General features: G+C 54.7%; 20 protein-coding genes. 19 read left to right on the forward strand and 1 reads right to left on the reverse strand.

Translation table 11 applies throughout. The annotated features are described in order from the left end of the window. The first annotated feature begins 21 nt into the window (after positions 1–21). From ACZ439_RS20280 to ACZ439_RS20290, 3 genes are all read left to right on the forward strand, one after another. Positions 22–753, forward strand: coding sequence for a polymer-forming cytoskeletal protein (locus ACZ439_RS20280; RefSeq protein ID WP_054797875.1), 732 nt, complete (start codon positions 22–24; stop codon positions 751–753). A 15-nt stretch (positions 754–768) separates the two neighbouring features. After that, a complete protein-coding gene (locus ACZ439_RS20285; RefSeq protein ID WP_201318201.1) occupies positions 769–912 on the forward strand; it encodes a hypothetical protein in 144 nt (47 codons plus the stop codon). An 88-nt stretch (positions 913–1,000) separates the two neighbouring features. Then, positions 1,001–2,341 (forward strand): TrkH family potassium uptake protein, encoded by a 1,341-nt coding sequence (locus tag ACZ439_RS20290; RefSeq protein ID WP_141334258.1) that lies wholly within the window; start codon positions 1,001–1,003, stop codon positions 2,339–2,341. A gap of 146 nt (positions 2,342–2,487) precedes the next feature. On the opposite strand, the gene mnmA is transcribed toward ACZ439_RS20290, so the two are convergent. After that, entirely contained in the window at positions 2,488–3,570 is a 1,083-nt protein-coding gene (gene mnmA / locus ACZ439_RS20295; protein ID WP_054797874.1) for a tRNA 2-thiouridine(34) synthase MnmA, read from the reverse strand. 168 nt (positions 3,571–3,738) lie between these two features. Here mnmA and cymR point away from each other — a divergent pair, with 168 nt between their 5' ends. From cymR to ACZ439_RS20375, 16 genes are all read left to right on the forward strand, one after another. Continuing rightward, the gene (cymR, locus tag ACZ439_RS20300) at positions 3,739–4,161 is read left to right on the forward strand and encodes a cysteine metabolism transcriptional regulator CymR (RefSeq protein WP_054800160.1); all 423 of its coding nucleotides are present in this window, start codon (positions 3,739–3,741) and stop codon (positions 4,159–4,161) included. 38 nt (positions 4,162–4,199) lie between these two features. Continuing rightward, on the forward strand, positions 4,200–5,351 hold the full coding sequence (locus ACZ439_RS20305; RefSeq protein ID WP_464621149.1) for a cysteine desulfurase family protein: 1,152 nt from the start codon (positions 4,200–4,202) through the stop codon (positions 5,349–5,351). 26 nt (positions 5,352–5,377) lie between these two features. Next, complete coding sequence (locus tag ACZ439_RS20310; protein ID WP_127607115.1) at positions 5,378–5,899, forward strand: PRC-barrel domain-containing protein; 522 nt, start codon at positions 5,378–5,380, stop codon at positions 5,897–5,899. 10 nt (positions 5,900–5,909) lie between these two features. Further along, positions 5,910–6,107 (forward strand): hypothetical protein, encoded by a 198-nt coding sequence (locus ACZ439_RS20315; RefSeq protein WP_014371928.1) that lies wholly within the window; start codon positions 5,910–5,912, stop codon positions 6,105–6,107. 252 nt (positions 6,108–6,359) lie between these two features. Further along, positions 6,360–7,430 carry an AI-2E family transporter gene (locus tag ACZ439_RS20320; RefSeq protein ID WP_127607226.1) on the forward strand — a complete coding sequence of 357 codons (1,071 nt, stop codon included), beginning with the start codon at positions 6,360–6,362 and terminating at the stop codon, positions 7,428–7,430. A 191-nt stretch (positions 7,431–7,621) separates the two neighbouring features. Then, the gene (locus ACZ439_RS20325; RefSeq protein WP_372813037.1) at positions 7,622–8,902 is read left to right on the forward strand and encodes an ArsB/NhaD family transporter; all 1,281 of its coding nucleotides are present in this window, start codon (positions 7,622–7,624) and stop codon (positions 8,900–8,902) included. Between the two features lie 15 nt (positions 8,903–8,917). After that, positions 8,918–9,208, forward strand: coding sequence for a hypothetical protein (locus ACZ439_RS20330; RefSeq protein WP_054797873.1), 291 nt, complete (start codon positions 8,918–8,920; stop codon positions 9,206–9,208). Between the two features lie 493 nt (positions 9,209–9,701). Next, positions 9,702–12,326 carry an alanine--tRNA ligase gene (gene alaS / locus ACZ439_RS20335; protein WP_127607120.1) on the forward strand — a complete coding sequence of 875 codons (2,625 nt, stop codon included), beginning with the start codon at positions 9,702–9,704 and terminating at the stop codon, positions 12,324–12,326. A gap of 78 nt (positions 12,327–12,404) precedes the next feature. Next, entirely contained in the window at positions 12,405–12,668 is a 264-nt protein-coding gene (locus ACZ439_RS20340) for an IreB family regulatory phosphoprotein (protein ID WP_054797872.1), read from the forward strand. A 35-nt stretch (positions 12,669–12,703) separates the two neighbouring features. Then, a complete protein-coding gene (gene ruvX, locus ACZ439_RS20345; RefSeq protein WP_054797871.1) occupies positions 12,704–13,126 on the forward strand; it encodes a Holliday junction resolvase RuvX in 423 nt (140 codons plus the stop codon). A 7-nt stretch (positions 13,127–13,133) separates the two neighbouring features. After that, positions 13,134–13,460: a DUF1292 domain-containing protein gene (locus tag ACZ439_RS20350; RefSeq protein ID WP_054797870.1), complete on the forward strand. Its 327-nt coding sequence runs from the start codon at positions 13,134–13,136 to the stop codon at positions 13,458–13,460. A 24-nt stretch (positions 13,461–13,484) separates the two neighbouring features. Beyond that, positions 13,485–13,796 (forward strand): DUF1292 domain-containing protein, encoded by a 312-nt coding sequence (locus tag ACZ439_RS20355; RefSeq protein ID WP_054797869.1) that lies wholly within the window; start codon positions 13,485–13,487, stop codon positions 13,794–13,796. 129 nt (positions 13,797–13,925) lie between these two features. Continuing rightward, positions 13,926–14,942: an endolytic transglycosylase MltG gene (gene mltG / locus ACZ439_RS20360; RefSeq protein ID WP_258313385.1), complete on the forward strand. Its 1,017-nt coding sequence runs from the start codon at positions 13,926–13,928 to the stop codon at positions 14,940–14,942. 35 nt (positions 14,943–14,977) lie between these two features. Further along, positions 14,978–15,919, forward strand: coding sequence for a peptidase U32 family protein (locus ACZ439_RS20365; RefSeq protein WP_054800159.1), 942 nt, complete (start codon positions 14,978–14,980; stop codon positions 15,917–15,919). A 29-nt stretch (positions 15,920–15,948) separates the two neighbouring features. Further along, entirely contained in the window at positions 15,949–17,244 is a 1,296-nt protein-coding gene (locus ACZ439_RS20370) for a peptidase U32 family protein (protein ID WP_054797866.1), read from the forward strand. A 443-nt stretch (positions 17,245–17,687) separates the two neighbouring features. Next, positions 17,688–19,709, forward strand: coding sequence for a methyl-accepting chemotaxis protein (locus ACZ439_RS20375; protein WP_464620088.1), 2,022 nt, complete (start codon positions 17,688–17,690; stop codon positions 19,707–19,709). Positions 19,710–19,849: the final 140 nt, after the last annotated feature.

A 19,849-nucleotide genomic window follows, 5' to 3' on the forward strand; every position in this document is an offset into this window, starting at 1 on the left:
TGGGGGAATGGAGCGATAACGATGGGCTTACGCGGCGATTTGAATATTTCAGGCGTAATGGGCGGCGCGGGCGGAGGCGCGTATAACAACGTTAAGATTAACGGGCAAGGGAACGTGAACGGTCCTTTGGATTGTGTGAGCTTCGTCTGTAACGGAAGGTCGAGCATACACGGCGAGGTGAAGGCTCAAACGGTGGAAGTCAACGGCTCGACTTCGTTTGAAGCGAAGGTGGATACCGGCAGCATGCAAATTAACGGCAAAGCGGACGTGGAAGGAAGCTTAAGCGCACGCGAGCTGAGAGTCGACGGGCAGTTGAAGGTGAAGGCCGGCTTATCCGGAGAAGACATCGTGGTGAACGGTTATTTGAAGGTTCAGGGCGCTTGCGAAGCGGAATCGTTCCGTTCCCGCGGCTGCTTTCGCGTGGACGGTCTGCTGAATGCGGGTAGCATCGAAGTCGACTTGTACACGGAATGCCGGGCTAAAGAAATCGGCGGCGAAACGATATCTGTCCGCAAAACGGAGCTTGCCGGCGCGCTAGGCAAGCTGGTACGGGCGCTGATGTTCGCAGAAGATGCGCTGATCGTCGATACGATTGAAGGCGACGAGGTTTATCTGGAGCACACCCGCGCCGGCATCGTCCGGGCCAAGAATGTGAGCCTGGGGCCCGGCTGCGACATCGGATTGGTGGAATACGCGGATACGTTCAATCACCATCCGGATTCGCGTGTCGGAGAGAGCCGTAAAAGCTTATGACCGCAGGAGGCCTGCATGGACGAATTTCTTACACAGCTTTCGGGCGGTATCTCCCGATATGCCGAGATGGGTCGTGACGATCTATATGGTGCTGACGGCGCTCGGTATCGGCGCTTGAACCCGGCTGAAGCTTCGCATGCGGAAAAGTCCGCTGCTTGACGAAAGGTGACGATGACGTTTGCCGCCTAGTTGCGTCGTGGTATACTAGCTCATAAGAAGGAGCCCGGTGCAAGGAGATGACATACGAGTGAAACGCAAGTCCAAATGGTTCAAACTGACGCCGCCGCGCGTGTTTGCCGGCGGTTTCGCCCTTATTATTGCGGTCGGCACGCTGTTGTTGTCGCTGCCGGCCGCTGCCGTAAGCGGGGAAGCTACCCCGTGGGTCGACGCGTTGTTCACGGCGACCTCGGCTACTTGCGTGACAGGATTGCTCGTGGTCGATACGGGCACTTATTTTACAAAGTTTGGTCAAGTCGTCATCCTGATTCTGGTGCAGCTCGGAGGTTTGGGCTTTATGACGACGGTCACATGGTTCGCAATCGCGATGAAGAAGCGGATTTCGCTGCGCGATCGGCTCATGCTGAAGGAGTCGATGAATCTTCTCGGCATCGAAGGCGTCGTGCGGCTTATTATGAAGGTGCTGATCTATTCCGTCGTCATCGAGAGCTTTGCCGCGCTGTACTTCGCCTATCGCTTGTCGCAGGAGATGCCGCTCGGCCATGCGCTTTATTACGGCGTGTTTCATGCCATATCGCTGTTCAACAACGCGGGCTTTGAGCTGTTTGGCGGGTTCCGCAACCTGACGCCTTATGTGGCGGACTGGGGAATCAACCTTGTGTCGATGCTGCTTATCTTGTTCGGCGGTATCGGATTTATCGTGCTCTCAGAGCTCGTGGATTACCCGAGCTCGCGGCGCCTGTCGCTGCACAGCAAGGTTGTGCTGACGGCTACCGGCATTTTGACGCTGTTAAGCGCACTGCTCATCTTTATATTCGAATATACGAATGCGCGTACGCTCGGCCCGCTCAGTCTCGACACGAAAATTCTCGCCTCGTTGTTCCAAGCGATCACCTTGCGCTCCGCAGGAGTGAATACGATCGATATTACCGGATTGCGGTCGGCTACGCAATTCCTGATGGTCATCATGATGTTTATCGGCGCGGCTCCCGGCTCCACCGGCGGCGGGATCAAGCTGACAACCTTCGTTATTCTGGTCGGCGCCGTACTGACCATGGTGCGGGGGAAGCAAGACATGGTCCTGTTCCGTTACCGGGTCCCGAAGAGAGATATATATAAAGCGACGACCTTTTCCTTGCTTGGCTTGTTTTGCCTCGTGCTGTCCACGATGGCGTTATCCACCGTGCAGGGGCAAGATTTCCTGATGATTTTGTTCGAAGCGGCTTCGGCTTTCGGGACGGTGGGCTTAAGCGCGGGACTGACGCCAGAGCTAGGCTTCGCCGGCAAAATAAACATCATTGTCATGATGTATATCGGCCGAGTCGGTCTGATCACGCTGGCGTTCGCTTTGCAGCCGAAGCTTAAGAAGGACAGCTATCGGTATCCGGAAGGCAAGCTGACGATCGGTTGAGCGGTCTGCGTTATAACCCGGGAAATAATTTTATACAAAAAAACCGTCAAGGTGGAGTACCTTGACGGTTTTTGTATATGGGACGCCGAACGCTCAAGTCAGCCGATCTCCGGTGCCTGATGCGGTATAGCCAAACCTTGTCCGCGTCACTTCACCATCTTGTCGATGACCGCTCCGCCCAAGCAGACATCGCCGTCATAGAACACGACGGATTGTCCCGGCGTAATCGCCTTCTGAGGCTGATCGAATTCCACGCGGCAGCTGCCGTCCGCTTCGAAATGAACGATGACGCCTTGGTCCGGCTGGCGGTATCTGAACTTGGCCGTGCAGCGGAACGGGCTTTGCGGAGGTTCTCCCGAGATCCAGGTCAAGTCGGTGGCCAGCAAGCCCTTCGAGTACAACGCCGGATGTTTCTCGCCTTGAACGACGTACAACACGTTACGCTCCAGGTCTTTGCCGGCGACGAACCAAGGCTCGCCGCTGCCCGAGCCGCCGATGCCGAGCCCTTGGCGTTGTCCGAGGGTATAGTACATCAGGCCGTCGTGGCGGCCCTTCAATTCCCCGTCCAGCGTGCGCATCTCACCCGGCTTGGCCGGCAAATAACCGCTGAGAAACTCTTTGAAATTTCGCTCGCCGATAAAGCAAACGCCGGTGCTGTCTTTTTTCTTCGCGGTCGCAAGACCCGAGTTCTCCGCGATCGCGCGGACTTCCGGCTTCGGCAGATGGCCGATCGGGAACATGGCCTTGGAGAGCTGGTACTGGCTCAGTGCGTGCAGGAAATACGTCTGATCCTTATTCGAATCGACGCCTCGCAGCAGCCGATATACGCCGTCAACTTGCTCGACGCGTGCATAATGGCCGGTCGCAATATAGTCTGCACCAAGCTCGAGCGCCTTGTTCAGAAACTCGCCGAATTTGATTTCCCGGTTGCACATGACGTCCGGGTTCGGCGTGCGACCTTTGCGATATTCGTCCAAGAAATAGGCGAACACCTTGTCCATGTATGGTTTCTCAAAATTTACCGTATAATAAGGAATACCGATTTGACTGCATACCCGGCGCACATCTTCGGCATCTTCTTCCGCCGTACAGTGTCCGAACTCGTCGGTATCGTCCCAGTTTTTCATGAATACGCCTATGACCTCGTAACCTTGCTCTTTCAGGAGCAGCGCCGCAACGGACGAATCGACGCCGCCTGACATGCCGAGGACAACACGTGGTTTACTCATTCTTAATCCCCTCGCTTTGCTCTTGTGGCCTGCTTAGTATTATACATAGATTTGCTCATAAATAAAATTATTTCAACATATCGTCATTGTTTTTCTCCCACAATAGAAGGTTTTGTGTTACCATAGAAAAGATACCAAAATGTATGATATGTAAATGAGGTGCTCGATTTGAAGATATCAACTAAAGGCCGCTACGGGCTGACCATCATGATGGAGCTTGCCACCAGGTTCGGAGAAGGCCCCACCTCACTGAAAAGCATCGCCGAAAAGCATCAGCTTTCCGAGCATTATTTGGAGCAATTGGTTGCCCCGCTGCGTAATGCCGGGTTAGTCAAAAGCATTCGCGGCGCTTACGGTGGATATATATTATCAAAATCGCCCGAGGAGATTTCCGCTGGAGATGTCATTCGGGTACTGGAAGGTCCGATCAGCCCCGTCGATTTTACGGAGGAAGACGACCCTGCCAAACGGAACTTGTGGATACGCATTCGCGATGGCATCGCACAAGTGCTGGATTCGACCTCGCTGCAGGATATGATCTCCTATCATGACGAGGGAAGCCATCACGACAGCTATATGTTTTATATCTAAGTGTCTTTACATTTCTTATGAACGATGTGGTGAGTACATTGAACCTGATTTATTTGGATCATGCCGCAACAACCCCGGTTCATCCGGAAGTGGTGGAAGCCATGATGCCATATTGGACGAATAGCTTCGGGAATGCCTCCAGCACGCATTGGGCCGGCCGCGACGCGAAGAGCGCGCTGAACGAAGCGCGCGATCGGATCGCCTCTTTCGTCGGATGTGCGCCGTCTGAGCTCGTCTTTACCGGCGGAGGCACGGAGAGCGATAATATGGCGCTGTTCGGCGCCGCTGAAGCGAACCGCGCTCGCGGCAACCATATCGTTACGACGCAGATCGAGCATCATGCGGTTCTGCATACATGCGAGAGATTGGAGCGCCTCGGCTACGAAGTGACCTACGTGCCGGTCGACGAATACGGACGGGTCTCGGTGGACGACATTAAATCCGCGCTTCGCCCGGATACGATATTGATCAGCGTCATGTACGGCAATAACGAAGTCGGCACGCTGCAGCCGATCGAAGCGATCGGCGCACTGGCTCGCGAGAAGGGAATCGCCTTTCACGTCGACGCGGTTCAGGCGCTGGCTTACATGCCGCTTCATTTGCATGCGCTGCCTGTTGACTTTATGAGCTTTTCCGCGCACAAATTGAACGGTCCCAAAGGGGTCGGCGCGTTGTATATAGCGAAGAACGCTCGGTTCGTGCCGTTAGGCTACGGCGGCTCCCAGGAGCGCAAACGGCGCCCAGGTACGGAGAATACCCCGGCGATCGCAGGTTTTGCGAAGGCGGTTGAACTTTTTGACCGCGCGAGGTATGAAAAGAAACATCACGTGGAAACACTACGTCAAGAACTGGTAAACGAGCTGGAAAAGCGGCTCAGCCCGGACGATTTCATCGTGAACGGACATCCGAGCGAGCGGCTGCCGCACATCTTGAACGTCAGCTTCCCGGGCGTCTCGACGGAATCGATGCTGATGAATCTCGATTTGGCCGGAGTCGCGGCGGCAAGCGGATCGGCGTGTACCTCCGGATCGCTGGAGGTATCCCATGTGCTGAAAGCGATGGGGTTATCCGAAGCGAGAACTTCGTCGGCGATTCGGTTCAGCTTCGGCGCCTCGAATGATTCCGCACAGATTCGCGAAACCGCGTCACGGGTTGAAACCGTCATCCGCCGTTTACGTAGTATCGTTTAAGCCAATTCACGATTGGAGAGAGTTTGGTGAGACGTACGCGGGATGTGATCGGGTTGCCTGTGATCTGCGTGCATACCGGCAAACAAGTCGGTGAAGTTACGGATCTGCTGCTCGACGAGGATTGGCAAGTGCAGGCGTTTCTGCTAGGGGCGGGACATTGGTTTCAAGAAGCGACTTGCGTGGAATGGGAAGACGTTATCGCACTAGGCGAAGACGCCGTTACGATCAAGCGGGAGGACGCGATTAAGCCGCTTGAAGCGAAGAATACCTGGAAGCTTCTGCTTGGCGGGAGACACCGGATCAAGGGACTTCCGCTGCTGACCGTGAACGGTCAACAACTCGGCGTCGTCGAGGATGTTTATTTAGATGCAAAAACGGGTAAAAAAGTAATAGGATACGAATTGACCGAGGGTTTCATTTCAGATCTCAAAGAAGGGCGCAAATGGCTGCCCATGCCGGATTCCGTGAAAGTCGGCGAGGACGCCTTAATTGTTCCCGTACGCGCAAGCGAGGCGTTGGAGGAAATCTTCGTACCAAAAGAAGAATAGGGTGATACAGATGTTACGTTGTCCAAACTGTAATTCCAAAGATATCGGCAAAATCGGCTCGCATCAATTTTATTGCTGGGGCTGCTTTATCGAACTGACCGTGAACGGGGAGAAGATGTCCGTATTCCAAGTCGAGGAAGACGGCACGTTAAGTTCGTTGGATGATCTCTTCTTTGAAGAGGAAATGCCGCAAGTTCACGCCAACTAACGGTTCGGACCGGCAAGCCGACTTACAATATAACGCCTATGAACACCGCTGCAGGGAGCGTCGCTCCTTCGCTTGCGGTGTTTTTTTGTCCCGTTCGTCCTTCTTCATTGTATTCGGCTCGTGCCGGCTTTATGTGCGGGGGACGTCCGAATATTGGGTTAAGAACCAGGGGTTGTACATATACTGTAGTATATGGATGTTCGTTCGTACTGACGAAGCCGGTACCGAAAGATGCCGAAGGAGGGGACGTGTCTGGAACGGCTGCCCAAAAACCGCGTTCTGCTCGGGATGGTTTATACCTTGCTCATTCTTGTTATTTTATATTTGCTGATGCAGCTCCGGCCGATGATTTCAGGGGTGTATTGGTTTTTGCGCGAAATTTTGACACCGTTTATCATCGCGCTCATTATTTCCTATGTCTTGAATCCGGTCGTCTCGCTGCTGGGCGCACGCAAAGTGCCGCGTACGATCGCTGTGCTTCTGATCTACGCCTTGTTCATCATGTCCATGACGGTCATCCTGATGAACGTGATTCCGATGCTCGTTCGCCAGCTGGCGGAGCTGAACGAGCACATGCCGGACGTTTCGTTCAAGGCGCAGAGCCTGGTCGACGACTTGAACGGCCTGCAGTTTTTGCCGGACAGCGTCCGGATCGGGATCCATCAATCGTTGGCGAAGCTGGAGGACGGCATCTCGCTGGCGATCGCCGATTACATCAACGGGATCGGCAATACGATCAATAAGCTGTTTATGATTTTTATTATCCCGTTCGTCGCATTCTATATTTTGAAAGATTTTCAATTGATCGAAAAAACGACGCTGGCCATTGTGCCCAGAACGCACCGCAAAGAGATTGTGTCGATGCTGACCGATATCGATACGGCGCTCGGCAACTACATTCGCGGACAGTTTACGGTTTGTCTGATTGTCGGGCTGCTTGCTTACATCGGGTATTGGGCAATCGGCATCCCCTATGCGCTGCTGCTGGCAAGCGTGGTCGCGGTGTTCAACATCATTCCGTACCTGGGGCCGTTTCTCGGCGCGGCTCCGGCGCTCATCGTCGCCTCGACGATTTCGATCAAAATGCTGCTGCTGGTTATCGTGGTCAATACCGTCTGCCAAATTCTCGAGGGCAACGTCATCTCACCGCAGGTAGTCGGCCGTTCTTTGAACATGCACCCATTATTTATCATGTTCGCGCTGCTCGTTGGAGGAGAGGTGGCGGGTGTGGTCGGGCTCATATTGGCGGTTCCGTTCTTTGCGGTAATCAAGGTTATTCTGCAGCATGTCTTTTTATATTACGTGCATAAACGAACCGTTTAAAAAAAAATTTGGTCATGGGCGCAACAAATTGCAACCTCCGGCGTATATACAGATGGAATTTTTTTCGGGAGACCCTGAAGCCCGTCTACAACTGCATATTCAGCAATCGTTTCATAGGAGGAGCCTGTCACCAAGGGCTCCTCTTTGTCTTTTTTCAGGGTCTCACCAGACATCGCAGGAGGACTATCAATATGGACATGCAAGCGCTCATCGCTATCGGGTTATTTCTCGTCGCCTACGGATTCATCATCTCGGAGAAAATCCACCGAACGATCGTCGCCATGACCGGCGGCATTCTAGTGGTTGTGCTCGGAATCGTTAATCAGGAAACGGCGCTCCATCACATCGACTTTAACACGCTCGGACTGCTCGTCGGGATGATGATCATCGTCAGCATTACGGCGGAGACGGGGGTATTTAAGTACGTCGCGATTTGGGCGGCCAAAAAAGTCGGCGGACACCCCGCGCGCATCATGGTCGCGCTGGCGATCGTGACGGCGTTCGGTTCGGCGTTCCTCGACAACGTCACGACGGTGCTCCTGATGGTGCCGGTCACTTTCAGCATTACGCGACAGCTGCGGGTCAATCCGATCCCGTTCTTCATTTCACAAATATTTGCGTGCAACATCGGCGGGACTGCGACGTTAATCGGCGATCCGCCGAACATTATGATCGGCAGCGCGGTGAAGGAACTGACGTTCATGGCGTTCATCAACAACCTGACGCCGATTGTGATCATCATCCTGATCGCGACGATCCCGGTCTTCGTCCTGCTGTTTCGCAAAGACATTCAGACAACGGAGGAGCTGCGGCGCGGCGTCATGGATCTGGATGAAAAGTCGGAAATCCAGAACCCGGCGCTGCTTCGCAAAAGTTTGGTCGTGCTGGGCTTAACGATCGGCGGCTTCTTCATCCATCAGATCGTCCATCTGGAATCGGCCACGGTGGCCTTGGCCGGCGCGTTCCTGTTGCTCCTGTTAACCGGGGAGCATTATTTGGAAGAATCGTTCCGCCGGGTCGAGTGGATGACGATATTTTTCTTCATCGGATTGTTCGTGCTCGTATCGGGTTTAGTTGAAACCGGCGTCATCGCGGCTTTGGCCGAGCAGGCGATCAAGTTGACCGGCGGGGATGTGACGAAGACGTCGATCATGATTTTGTGGTTTAGCGCGCTCGCTTCGGCGTTCCTCGACAATATCCCGTTCGTGGCCACTATGATTCCGATGATCTTCGAGATGGGAACGATGGGCGTATCCGATTTGGAGCCGCTCTGGTGGAGCCTTGCGCTAGGGGCTTGCCTCGGCGGTAACGGGACGCTGATCGGGGCCAGCGCCAACTTGATCGTCGCCGGCATGTCCGCCAGGGAAGGATATCCGATATCGTTTATGAAATATATGATAATCGCATTTCCTTTGATGCTGTTTTCGGTGGCGCTGGCGCACGTATATATTTATGTAAGATATTTGATGTAAGGGGGAAAGGCTGCGATGACAAAGCTTCGCTATACATATGACGAGAAGCTCTTATCTTGGGAGGAGCAGAACGACGGGGAGGCGGACGTGGAATTTTGGCTGCGTCTATCCGTGCCGGATGCGAGTGTCGAGAAGGGCGTGAAGGCGGTGCGCGATTATTTTGGCCATAACGACGTTCTGACCGACGTGTTGTTCTATGCGCACCACAATGCGGTGTACCAATGGATTGTCCGCCGCGACTTCTACGAGGCATTCGTCATCCGGGCGTTCGAACACAAGCTGTTGACCTCCCTCGTTTGGGAGTAGGGCCCCGGCCCCGCACGGGACACGGGAACGGGATACGCCCAAATGCCGGGCTCTACAGGGCGGATCTCGGTTGACAGGCCCGCCGTCGGAAAGGTATAATTTTGCTTTGTAAAGCTTTGGCTTCCAAACAAGAAAGCGTTGAAGAAATTCAGTAGGTTGTAGTCCATTAGCCAGAGAGAAGGCTCGGATGCATACCGATACGGCGAGAAGGCAGGCGCAGGCCATGTCCGAGAGCCGGGCTTGGGTGCGGTCCGCTGCGAGAGTCTTCCTAATGAAGGGCGACTGAACGCTCATTTCGGAGCGCGGATAAACTCCGCCGGAAGGACCCGTTATCGTCCGCGAAGAGGAGATTGCACAGAACCGCCGAGCGTTAACAGCGCAGGCGAAGGCCGTGCAATAACCAGGGTGGTACCGCGAGCAATCGTCCCTGTTTTCAGGGGCGTTTTTTTATTGTTTTTCCCGTTTCATTTCAATTCAGGGGGGGCTTACGAAAGTGAAAGCTAGTGAAATTCGTTCCAAATGGTTAAAGTTTTTTGAAAGCAAAGGCCATAAAATCGAGCCGAGCGCCCCGCTCGTGCCTCACAACGACCCGTCGTTGCTCTGGATCAACGCCGGGATGGCGCCGCTGAAGCCGTACTTCGACGGCCGCATCGTACCGGAGAACCCGCGGATCGCCAACTCGCAGAAGTGTATCCGGACGAACGACATCGAGAACGTGGGGAAGACGCGCCGCCACCACACTTTTTTCGAAATGCTCGGCAACTTCTCCATCGGCGATTACTTCAAGGAAGAAGTCATCACGTGGGCGTGGGAGTTTCTGACCGACAAAGAATGGATCGGCTTCGATCCGGAGCGTCTCTCCGTTACCGTATATCCGGAAGATACGGAAGCGTTCGAGCTTTGGAACAAGAAAATCGGGATTCCGGAAGAGCGAATTTACAAGCTCCAGGAAAACTTCTGGGATATCGGCGAAGGGCCTTGCGGACCGTGTACGGAAATTTTTTACGACCGCGGCGACAAATACGGCGACCTGAACGATCCGGAATGCTGGCCGGGCGGCGAGAACGAGCGCTTCCTCGAGGTGTGGAACCTCGTATTCTCGCAGTTCAACCATAATAAGGACGGCAGCTATACGCCGCTTCCGAACAAAAACATCGATACCGGCGCCGGACTCGAACGGTTCGCTTCGATTCTGCAAGATGTCGATTCGAACTTTGACACCGATCTGTTCCAGCCGATCATTCAAAAAACGTGCGAGCTGGCCGGGGTCAAATACAAAGAAAACGACGAGCAGGATGTCGCGCTCAAAGTTATCGCCGACCATATCCGGACGGTAGCGTTCTCCGTCGGCGACGGCGTACTGCCGTCCAATGAAGGACGCGGCTATGTCATCCGCCGTTTGCTTCGCCGTGCGGTCCGATACGGCAAAGTGGTGCTTGGTATGGATAAGCCGTTCCTGTACCTGTTGACGCCGGTCGTAGGCGAAATTATGGGCGTGTACTACCCGGAAGTGGTGGAGAAGCGCGAATTTATCGAGAAGGTGATCCGTACCGAAGAAGAGCGTTTCCATGAGACGCTCGGCGGCGGTCTCGCCATTCTGGCCGAGTTGACCGAGAAGGCCCGCAAGGAAGGTTTGACCACGATCAGCGGATCGGACGCTTTCAAGCTGTACGATACCTACGGATTCCCGTTCGATCTGACGGAGGATTATGCTTCGGAGCAAGGGCTGACGGTGGACCGCGAAGGGTTCGACCGTGCGATGCAGGAGCAGCGGGACCGCGCCCGCGCGGCACGCCAGGAGTCTGACAGCATGAAGGTGCAGGGCGGACCGCTGGCTGATTTTACGGTTAAAAGCGAGTTTGTTGGATATACTGATTTGGTAACAAGTGCTAAAGTGATCGCAATCGTGCATGAGCAGCAGTTCGTCGATCTGGTCGGAACGGGTGAAACGTGTCAGGTTATCCTGGACCGGACGCCGTTCTATGCGGAAAGCGGCGGTCAAGTCAGCGATCACGGCTACATGACAGCGGGCGATACCGTGCTTAAAGTCGAATCGGTCGGCAAAGCCCCCCACGGCCAGCACGTGCATACCGTCGTCGTCCAGGCCGGTGTGCTGCGCAGCGGAGAGACGGTGCAGGCAACTGTGACTCAGGATGTCCGCGAGGACATTATCAAGAATCATACGGCGACGCACCTTTTGCATAAAGCTTTGAAAGAAGTGCTGGGCGACCATGTCAATCAAGCGGGCTCGCTCGTTGCGCCGGAACGTCTGCGTTTCGACTTCTCGCATTTCGGAAGCATTTCCGCCGAAGAGCTGCAGGAGATCGAGCGGCGGGTCAACGCGCAAATTTGGAACAGCCTCGAGGTGGACATTTCGCTCAAGCCGATCGCCGAAGCGAGAGCGATGGGCGCTATGGCGTTGTTCGGGGAAAAATACGGAGATGTTGTGCGTGTCGTTCGCATCGGCGGTTACAGCCTGGAGCTGTGCGGCGGTTGCCACGTGTCCAATACGAGCCAAATCGGCTTGTTCAAGCTCGTCAGCGAGTCCGGCATCGGCTCCGGCATACGGCGGATCGAAGCGACGACCGGGCGTCAGGCCTACCAATACTTGGACGGACAGCTGCAGCTGCTGCGCGATGCGGCAAGCCTGCTGAAGTCGAATATTACGGACGTGCCGAAACGGGTGGAAGGCTTGTTCACCCAATTGAAGGAGCTTTCCCGCGAGAACGAATCGTTGAAAGCGAAGCTGGGCGGCATTGAAGCCGGCTCCCTGACCGATCAGGTCAAAGCCGTGAACGGGGTTAACGTGCTTGCGGCCGAAGTAAGCGCGGGCGATATGGAATCGCTGCGCAATATCGTCGACCAGATGAAGCAAAAGCTCGGTTCGGCCATCATCGTGCTCGGCGCTGCGGCGGAAGATAAGGTGAATCTGGTAGCGGCCGTTTCACAGGATTTGGTCGGGCAAGGCTATCATGCCGGCAAGCTGATTAAAGAAGTCGCTGCGGCTTGCGGCGGCAGCGGCGGCGGCCGTCCGGATATGGCGCAGGCGGGCGGTAAAGACGCCTCCAAGCTGAAGGAAGCCCTCGGAACGGTCGAACGGCTGGTCGCATCCAAATAAATGTTCGCTGTCAACAGGAATTTTATGGCCGATGGCGAATAAGTCAGTAATAACTTTGCAGGGGGGTGCTTCGCAGATATGAGTTCTATGGATAAAACGATGAAATTCAACATGAAAGCGGAAGAAATCGAAACCTCGCCCAAAGAAGTCATTCTCGCGGTGTACGACGCGCTTCAGGAAAAAGGGTACAATCCGATCAATCAAATTGTCGGCTACCTGCTCTCCGGCGATCCGGCCTACATTCCGCGTCACAACAACGCCCGGAGCATCATTCGCAAACGGGAACGGGACGAACTGATCGAAGAGCTGGTTCGTTCCTATTTGCAGCAGTACAAATCTTAGAAGCGGGACGCAAGAGGGACGGACAGGAGCAAGTTATGCGCTTAATGGGCTTGGATTACGGGGACAAAACGATCGGCGTTGCGGTAAGCGACGAGCTGGGCTGGACCGCGCAAGGGCTGGAAGTCATCCGTCGTACGACGGAAGAGAGGGACACGAACCGGCTGCGCGAAATTATCCGCGATTACGGCGTGTCGGAGATCGTGGTCGGCTTGCCGAAGAACATGAACAACACGATCGGCCCGCGTGGGGAAATTTGCATTGCATTTTCCCAAAGTTTACATGAAAAACTACAATTGCCCGTACATTTGTGGGACGAAAGGTTGACCACCGCCTCCGCGCAGCGTACGCTGCTCGAGGCGGACGTCAGCCGCAAGAAAAGAAAGCAGGTCATCGATATGATGGCGGCCGCGCTCATATTGCAAGGATATATGGATGCCAACTCCAACTCGAAGAGGTGAAGAACTCATGTCTCAGAACGACCAGAACGTGAACGAAGAGCTGTTGCAGGAAGAAGAGCCCGAAATTATATTCATTCCGGATGATGAAGGCAACGAAGAAGAATTTGAAGTGATTATGAAGTTCGAAGTGGACGGCTCGGACAAGAAGTACATGATGGTCGTCCCTGTGGACGCCGACGAGGAATCCGACGAGGTGTATGCGTTCCGTTATGAAGAAGACGGCGACGATCTGCAGCTGTACACGATCGACGATGAAGAAGAATGGAACATTGTCGAAGAAACGTTCAACACGCTGATGGACGAATTCGAGGAAGACGAAGAAGAGTCCAAGTAAGCTTAGGTGCAAAGGAGGAGGCCCATGTCGAATTCGGCCTCGGAAGCGGTGCCGACGCGCCAGTTGCGGGAAGCGTACGGAGATGATATTATTTTATCTGATGAGCATCAAGAATCCGTCGTGTACCGCATTGTGTCGGAGCTTGTCAGGAACGGCCAAGGCTATGCCATGCTGGAGAAGGCGAAGCCGGGCAAAGAGGATGAACCGGAAGTTTTTCGCGTAACGCGTAATGAAGACGGGGAACTTGCGCTGGAGACGATCGAAGACGACGACGAGTGGGAAGAGGTCTCGGAGCTTTTCGACGAATGGACGTTTCCGGCGGATGAATCGTTGTAATGTAGGTTGGCCGTATACCACGAGCGGAGATTCTCCGCTCTTTTTCGTTTGAATAGAAGAAAGGAGCGGCGCCCTTTCAGGTGCAGATAGCAGGCGATGTCGCTGAAACGTGTTGGAATTGCAGCAATCATGATCATAATTCTCATCGGCCTTGGGACCGCGCTAGGGCTGATGCTGTACGTCAGCCGCGGGCTTGCGCCGCTTCCGGCGTCAAGCGAGCTCAAGCGGGTGGCGTACCCTCCCGGAACGGGGATCAGCGAGCTTGCCTCGCAGCTTGAAGAGAAAGGGTTAATCCGCGATGCGCGGCTCTTCAGGTGGTACTTGAAGCTGAAGGGCGAGGGCGGCAAGTTTCAAGCGGGCGAATACGAGCTGTCGCCCGGCTTGTCGAAGGAAGCGATCGTCTCGCTGTTCAATCGCGGCGAGACGGTGAAGTCGGCGGGTATACGCCTCACCGTTCCGGAAGGCTTTACGCTGAAGCAAACAGCCGAGAAGCTGCAGCAGCTCGGCGTCGACGCGCAGGCGTTCGAAGCGGCGGCGCAGCAATTCCAAGGATCCGGGGACTCGGTGGCTTCGGGCATACCGGCGGATCCGCATATGAAGGTGCGGCTGGAAGGTTACTTGTTCCCCGAAACCTACGAGTGGAAGAAAGACGCCTCGGCGCAAGAGATGATCGCCACGATGGTCGGCGAATTGGACAAACGGCTGCAGGAGCTGCCCGAAGGCTGGCGGCAGGCGATGGCCGAACGCGGCCTTTCGTTTCACCAAATGTTAACGCTCGCCTCCTTGGTGGAGAGGGAAGTGGCGGTAGAGGAAGAGCGGGCGCTCGTCAGCGGCGTTATTCACAACCGGTTGAAGCAAAACAAGCAGCTGGAAATTGACGCCACGATTCAATACTTGTTCGATAAGCCGAAAGAGCGGCTGTTCGAGAAAGATTTGCGTATCGAGAGCCCGTATAACACGTACTTGAACAAAGGGCTGCCTCCGGGGCCGATCGCCAGCCCGTCGCTCGCTTCGATTCACGCGGCGATTTACCCCGCCGAGACGAACTATTTGTTCTACGTGACGAAGAAGGACGGCAGCCGAACGCACTTGTTTGCGGAAACGTTCGAGCAGCATAAGAAAAATATTGCCGAGAGCAACAAGTAGTCAAAGTTGTCTCAAGGAAAGAAGGTGTGATGGTCATGACGAAAAAACCGGAATTGCTGATCCCGGCCGGTACGGTCCGGGAGGCGCAGCGTTATATCGAGGCGGGTGCAAACGCCGTTGTCGTAGGCGAGCATCGTTTCGGCCTGCGCTTACCGGGCGAGATCTCCATAGCCGGGCTTGAAGAGCTTGTTCCTTGGGCGCATGCACGCAACGCCTGTGTGTATGTGGCGGTGAACAACCTTATGGATAACGGGCTGCTGGCCCCGCTTGAAACGTATTTGAAAGAGCTGGACCGTGTGCAGGTCGACGGGCTCGTTTTCGGCGACCCTGCGGTACTGATCGCCGTTCGCAGAGCGGCGCCCGGCATGAAGCTGCATTGGAATGCGGAGATGACGTCGACCAACTACGCGACGGCCCGGTATTGGGCGGGCAAGGGAGCCGTCCGGATGGTGCTGGCACGCGAGTTGAACCTCGAGGAGACGCTGGAGATCAAGCGGCAGCTGCCCGAGCTGGAAGTTCAAGTGCAGGTGCACGGCATCACGAACATTTACCACTCGAAGCGGAGCTTGCTGACGAATTACAAGGAACATCAAGGCCGTCCCGAAGAGCTGGAACAGCTGGATCTCGGCATGGATGAAGGTTTGTTCCTGATCGAGCAGGAGCGTCAGAACGAGCGGTATCCGGTGTACGAGGATGTGAACGGCACGCACATTATGAGCTCGGACGATGTCTGCATGCTGGACAGCCTTCACGAGCTGCTGGAAGGCGGCATCGACTGCTTGAAGGTGGAGTCGCTCTTGAAGACGCCGGCCTACAACGAAACGGTGCTGCGCAGCTACAAACAAGCGATCGATGCCTATACGGCGGACCCGGGCGGTTACCGGTTCCAGGAAGAGTGGCTGGAGGCGATTCGCAAGCTGCAGGATCCGCGGCGCGAGCTGTCGTACGGGTTCTTCTATAAAGAGCAAGTATACTAAGAAGCGTTACACGAAATGGGGTGAGTGCGATGACATTAATCAATCAAGAGCTGCTGGGCAAACGCGTGCGTCTGGATAAACCGGAGCTGCTGGCTCCTGCGGGCAGCCTGGAGAAGCTGAAGTTCGCCGTGCATTACGGCGCGGATGCGGTATATATCGGTGGGCAGCAGTACGGGCTGCGTTCCAACGCGGATAATTTCACATTCGAAGAAATGCGCGAGGGCGTTGAGTTTGCCGAAAAATACGGCGCCAAGGTGTTCGTCGCGACTAACATTTTTGCGCACAACGAGGATATCGACGGCCTGGAGGACTATTTGCGCGGCATTCAGGATGCGGGCGTACACGCGATCATCGTAGCCGATCCGATCATTATCGAGACGTGCCGGCGGGTGGCGCCGAAGCTGGAAATTCATTTGAGCACGCAGCAGTCGACGATGAACTGGCAGGCCGTGCAGTTCTGGAAGGAAGACGGCGTGGACCGCGTCGTGCTGGCGCGCGAAGTGAGCATGGAGGAGATCGTCGACATCAAGCGCAACGTGGACATCGAAATCGAAGTGTTCGTGCATGGCGCGATGTGCAGCTCCTATTCAGGCCGGTGCGTACTGTCGAACCATTTTACGGACCGCGATTCGAACCGGGGCGGCTGTTCGCAGTCGTGCCGCTGGAAATATGACCTGTTTACAACGGAAGAGGAGCTCGGCGGGACGTCTGCGTCTCAGATCGGCATCAAGGAGCTGCCGTTGTTCCAGGAGGGTGACAATCCGTTCTCGATGAGCTCGAAAGACTTGTGCATGATCGAGCACATCCCCGAGCTGATTCGCTCCGGAGTCGACAGCTTCAAGATCGAAGGGCGGATGAAGAGCGTCCACTACGTGGCGACGGTCGTGAATGCGTACCGCCAAGCGATCGACGCGTACTTCGACGATCCGCAAAATTATACGTTAAAGCCGGAATGGCTGTACGAAATTCAGAAGGCGGCGAACCGTCCGCTGAACACCGGCTTTTTCTACGACGAACCGGGTCACGAGGATCACATCTTCGAGCCGGAGGACAAAGCGGCGCCTTACGACTTCGTCGGCGTCGTGATGGACTACGATCCGGCCGAAGGCATAGCGCTCATCCAGCAGCGCAACCACTTTAAACCGGGACAAGAGGTGGAGTTTTTCGGCCCGGGCGGCACATTCTTCAAGCAGCAGGTGCCCAGCATCGCGAACGAGGCCGGAGAGGCGCTTGACGCCGCCCGCCATCCGCTGCAATTGATTCGGATGAAAGTGGAGCAGCCGGTTCGTCCGTTCGATATGATGCGCAAACGAGTCGGCAAATAACGGAAATGCGAAAAAGAAAGGCCCGCGAGCAAGCTTCACGCTCGCGGGCCTTTTTGCGTGTCCGGAAATTCGAACAAAAAAGTACTTCAAAAGGACGGGCTTTATCCCGATATATATAAACATGCCTATAAAACCTTTTCATAGGCTAATCGCCAAGCACTATGTTTATTGGAAAGGAATACATAAAAGGTGGAGGATTTTGGCTTAATATGTCGAATAGGTTCTTGTACCTAGAAGCAACAAGAAAATGATTTGAAACCAAAATGAATTAGGTGGTGTTTCCTGTGAAGAATAGGTTGTCTTCACTACTTGTAAGCCTGCAAAAATTCGGCAAAAGCGTACAAATGAAACTTGCTGCACAAACATCCCGGTCTAAGCGGTCTGGCACAAGCGCTGCCGGTTCTGTCGCCGAATCTTTACAGAACATGCGGATGACCCATCTTATGAAATCCGTCGGGGCGAAGCTGTTCTTGATTTTTTTCTTCTGCATCTTGTTTTTTGTGTTGACGGTTGGCTTGACTTCTTATTACAAGTCCAAGCAAGTCCTTCAGAACAAAGTGGCGGACGCTTCGGAGCAAACGATCATTCAAGCGGGATCGAAGCTTGACCTGATCTATTCGACCTTCGAAGATTTGACCATGCAGATGATGCTGAACGAAGATTTGCGGGCAACGATCACGAATCTTCGCGCAACAGGACGAGATACATACGATTATATGAACTTGAACCGGTTAGTGAACGAGAAGCTGAATGTTTATGCTTTCTCTAATAAAAGCATTAAAGCCGTGCATTTGCTGACGGAAACGGGCGAACCTATAAGTTCGACGGCCAATACGATGGGCAACGACAGCCGGGCCGAGAAGGACTGGTTCAAGAAAATTATCGAGGGCAACGGTCAGGCGGTCTGGCTTAGTACACAGGAGAAAGGATTCACCGACGGCGTTCTGGGGAACGCGCAGCCGACGTTCGCCCTGGGCCGCATACTGAAAAGCCCGTCGACGAGTCAAATTACCGGTGTGCTGCTGATCGAAATCGGCGTCGATACGATCGGCCGGGAAACCGAAAGCATCAGCATGGGCGAAGGCGGAAGCACGATCATCGTTTCCGATACGAATACGTACGTGTACTCCCCGAATCTGGAACAGCTCGGCAAAGAAAGCAAGCTGGATGTGCCCGAAGGCGCTTTCAAAGAGGGGAACGGCCAGCTGACCAGCATTAAGGGCGATTACCAGATCGTGTACTACAAATCGCAGGTTAACGGATGGAACTTCATCGGTTATATGCCGGTCAACGAATTGGTCAGAGACGCTTCGGTCATTTTCAACCTGACGCTTGGCATGGCGCTCGGGGCGATGGTCATTGCCGTCATCATCGGTTACTTCATCGCCCGCATGATCGGGCGTCCGCTCGTGCTGCTGCGCAACCTGATGAAGGAAGGCGAGCAGGGCAATCTGCGCGTCCGTATGGATGTGAAGAGCCAGGACGAAATCGGGCAGCTTAGCGTCAGCTTCAACCAAATGATGGAGAAAATTACGGCGCTTGTGCAGCAAACGAACGCTTCCGCGCAAGAGGTGCTGCAGACGGCGGCCGACTTGTCCGATGCGTCGAAGAGAACGGCGATGTCCGCCAAAGATATCTCGATCGCGACCGAGGAAATCGCCAACGGCGCATCCAGCTTGGCGGTCGAGTCCGAGCGAGGCAACGAATTGACGCACAACATCGCCAAGCAGATGAAAAGTGTCGTGGAAGCGAATGTGATCATGGGCACGTCAGCCGGCGAAGTACAAGGCTCGAGTAAGCAAGGGATCACTTATATGAGCGAGCTGATCGGCAAAACGAACGAAACGGAATCGATGACCCGCTCCATGGTGGAGAAGGTCGATAATTTAAAAGAAAGCACGCGCTCCATTCGTAAAATTCTCGACGTGCTCGGCAATATGACGAAGCAAACGAACATTCTATCCTTGAATGCGACCATCGAAGCGGCTCGAGCCGGCGCGGCAGGCAAAGGCTTTATGGTCGTGGCCGATGAAATCCGCAAGCTGGCCGATCAATCCCGTCAGTCGATTGCGATCGTCGGGCAAATCACGGAGCAAATTCAGAAGGAAATTGACGAGACGGTGCAGGTGTTGTCGCAAGCGTATCCGATTTTCCAAGAGCAAATTTCGTCGGTTAAGGAAGCGGATTCCATCTTCAAGCAGGTTGATACGCAAATGGCAGGCTTTATCGAGCGCCTGTCCGAAGTGACCGAGTCGATCAGTCAATTGGAATCGTCCCAATCGGTGCTTAGCGATGCGATGGCTAACGTCAGCGCGGTGGCGCAGCAGTCGTCGGCCACTTCGGAGGAAGTGGCATCGCTCAGCTCGGAGCAGCTCAACGTGTCCACCGGACTCGTCAAGCTGTCCGACAAGCTGGAGGAGCTGTCCAATTCCTTGAAAGAATCGTTGTCCAAGTTCCAAGTATAGACCGAGTGATCGGTTCACGTTACGGCGCTTGCCTCTGCGGAGAGGCGGGCGCTTTTTTCCATTTCATGGGATTGAAGGCGTGCGGCTTTGACTTCAAGCTCTGCCGCGTTTGTCGAAGCTTGTATATGCGCATACTGGAA

The organism is Paenibacillus sp. JCM 9796, assembly GCF_055379675.1.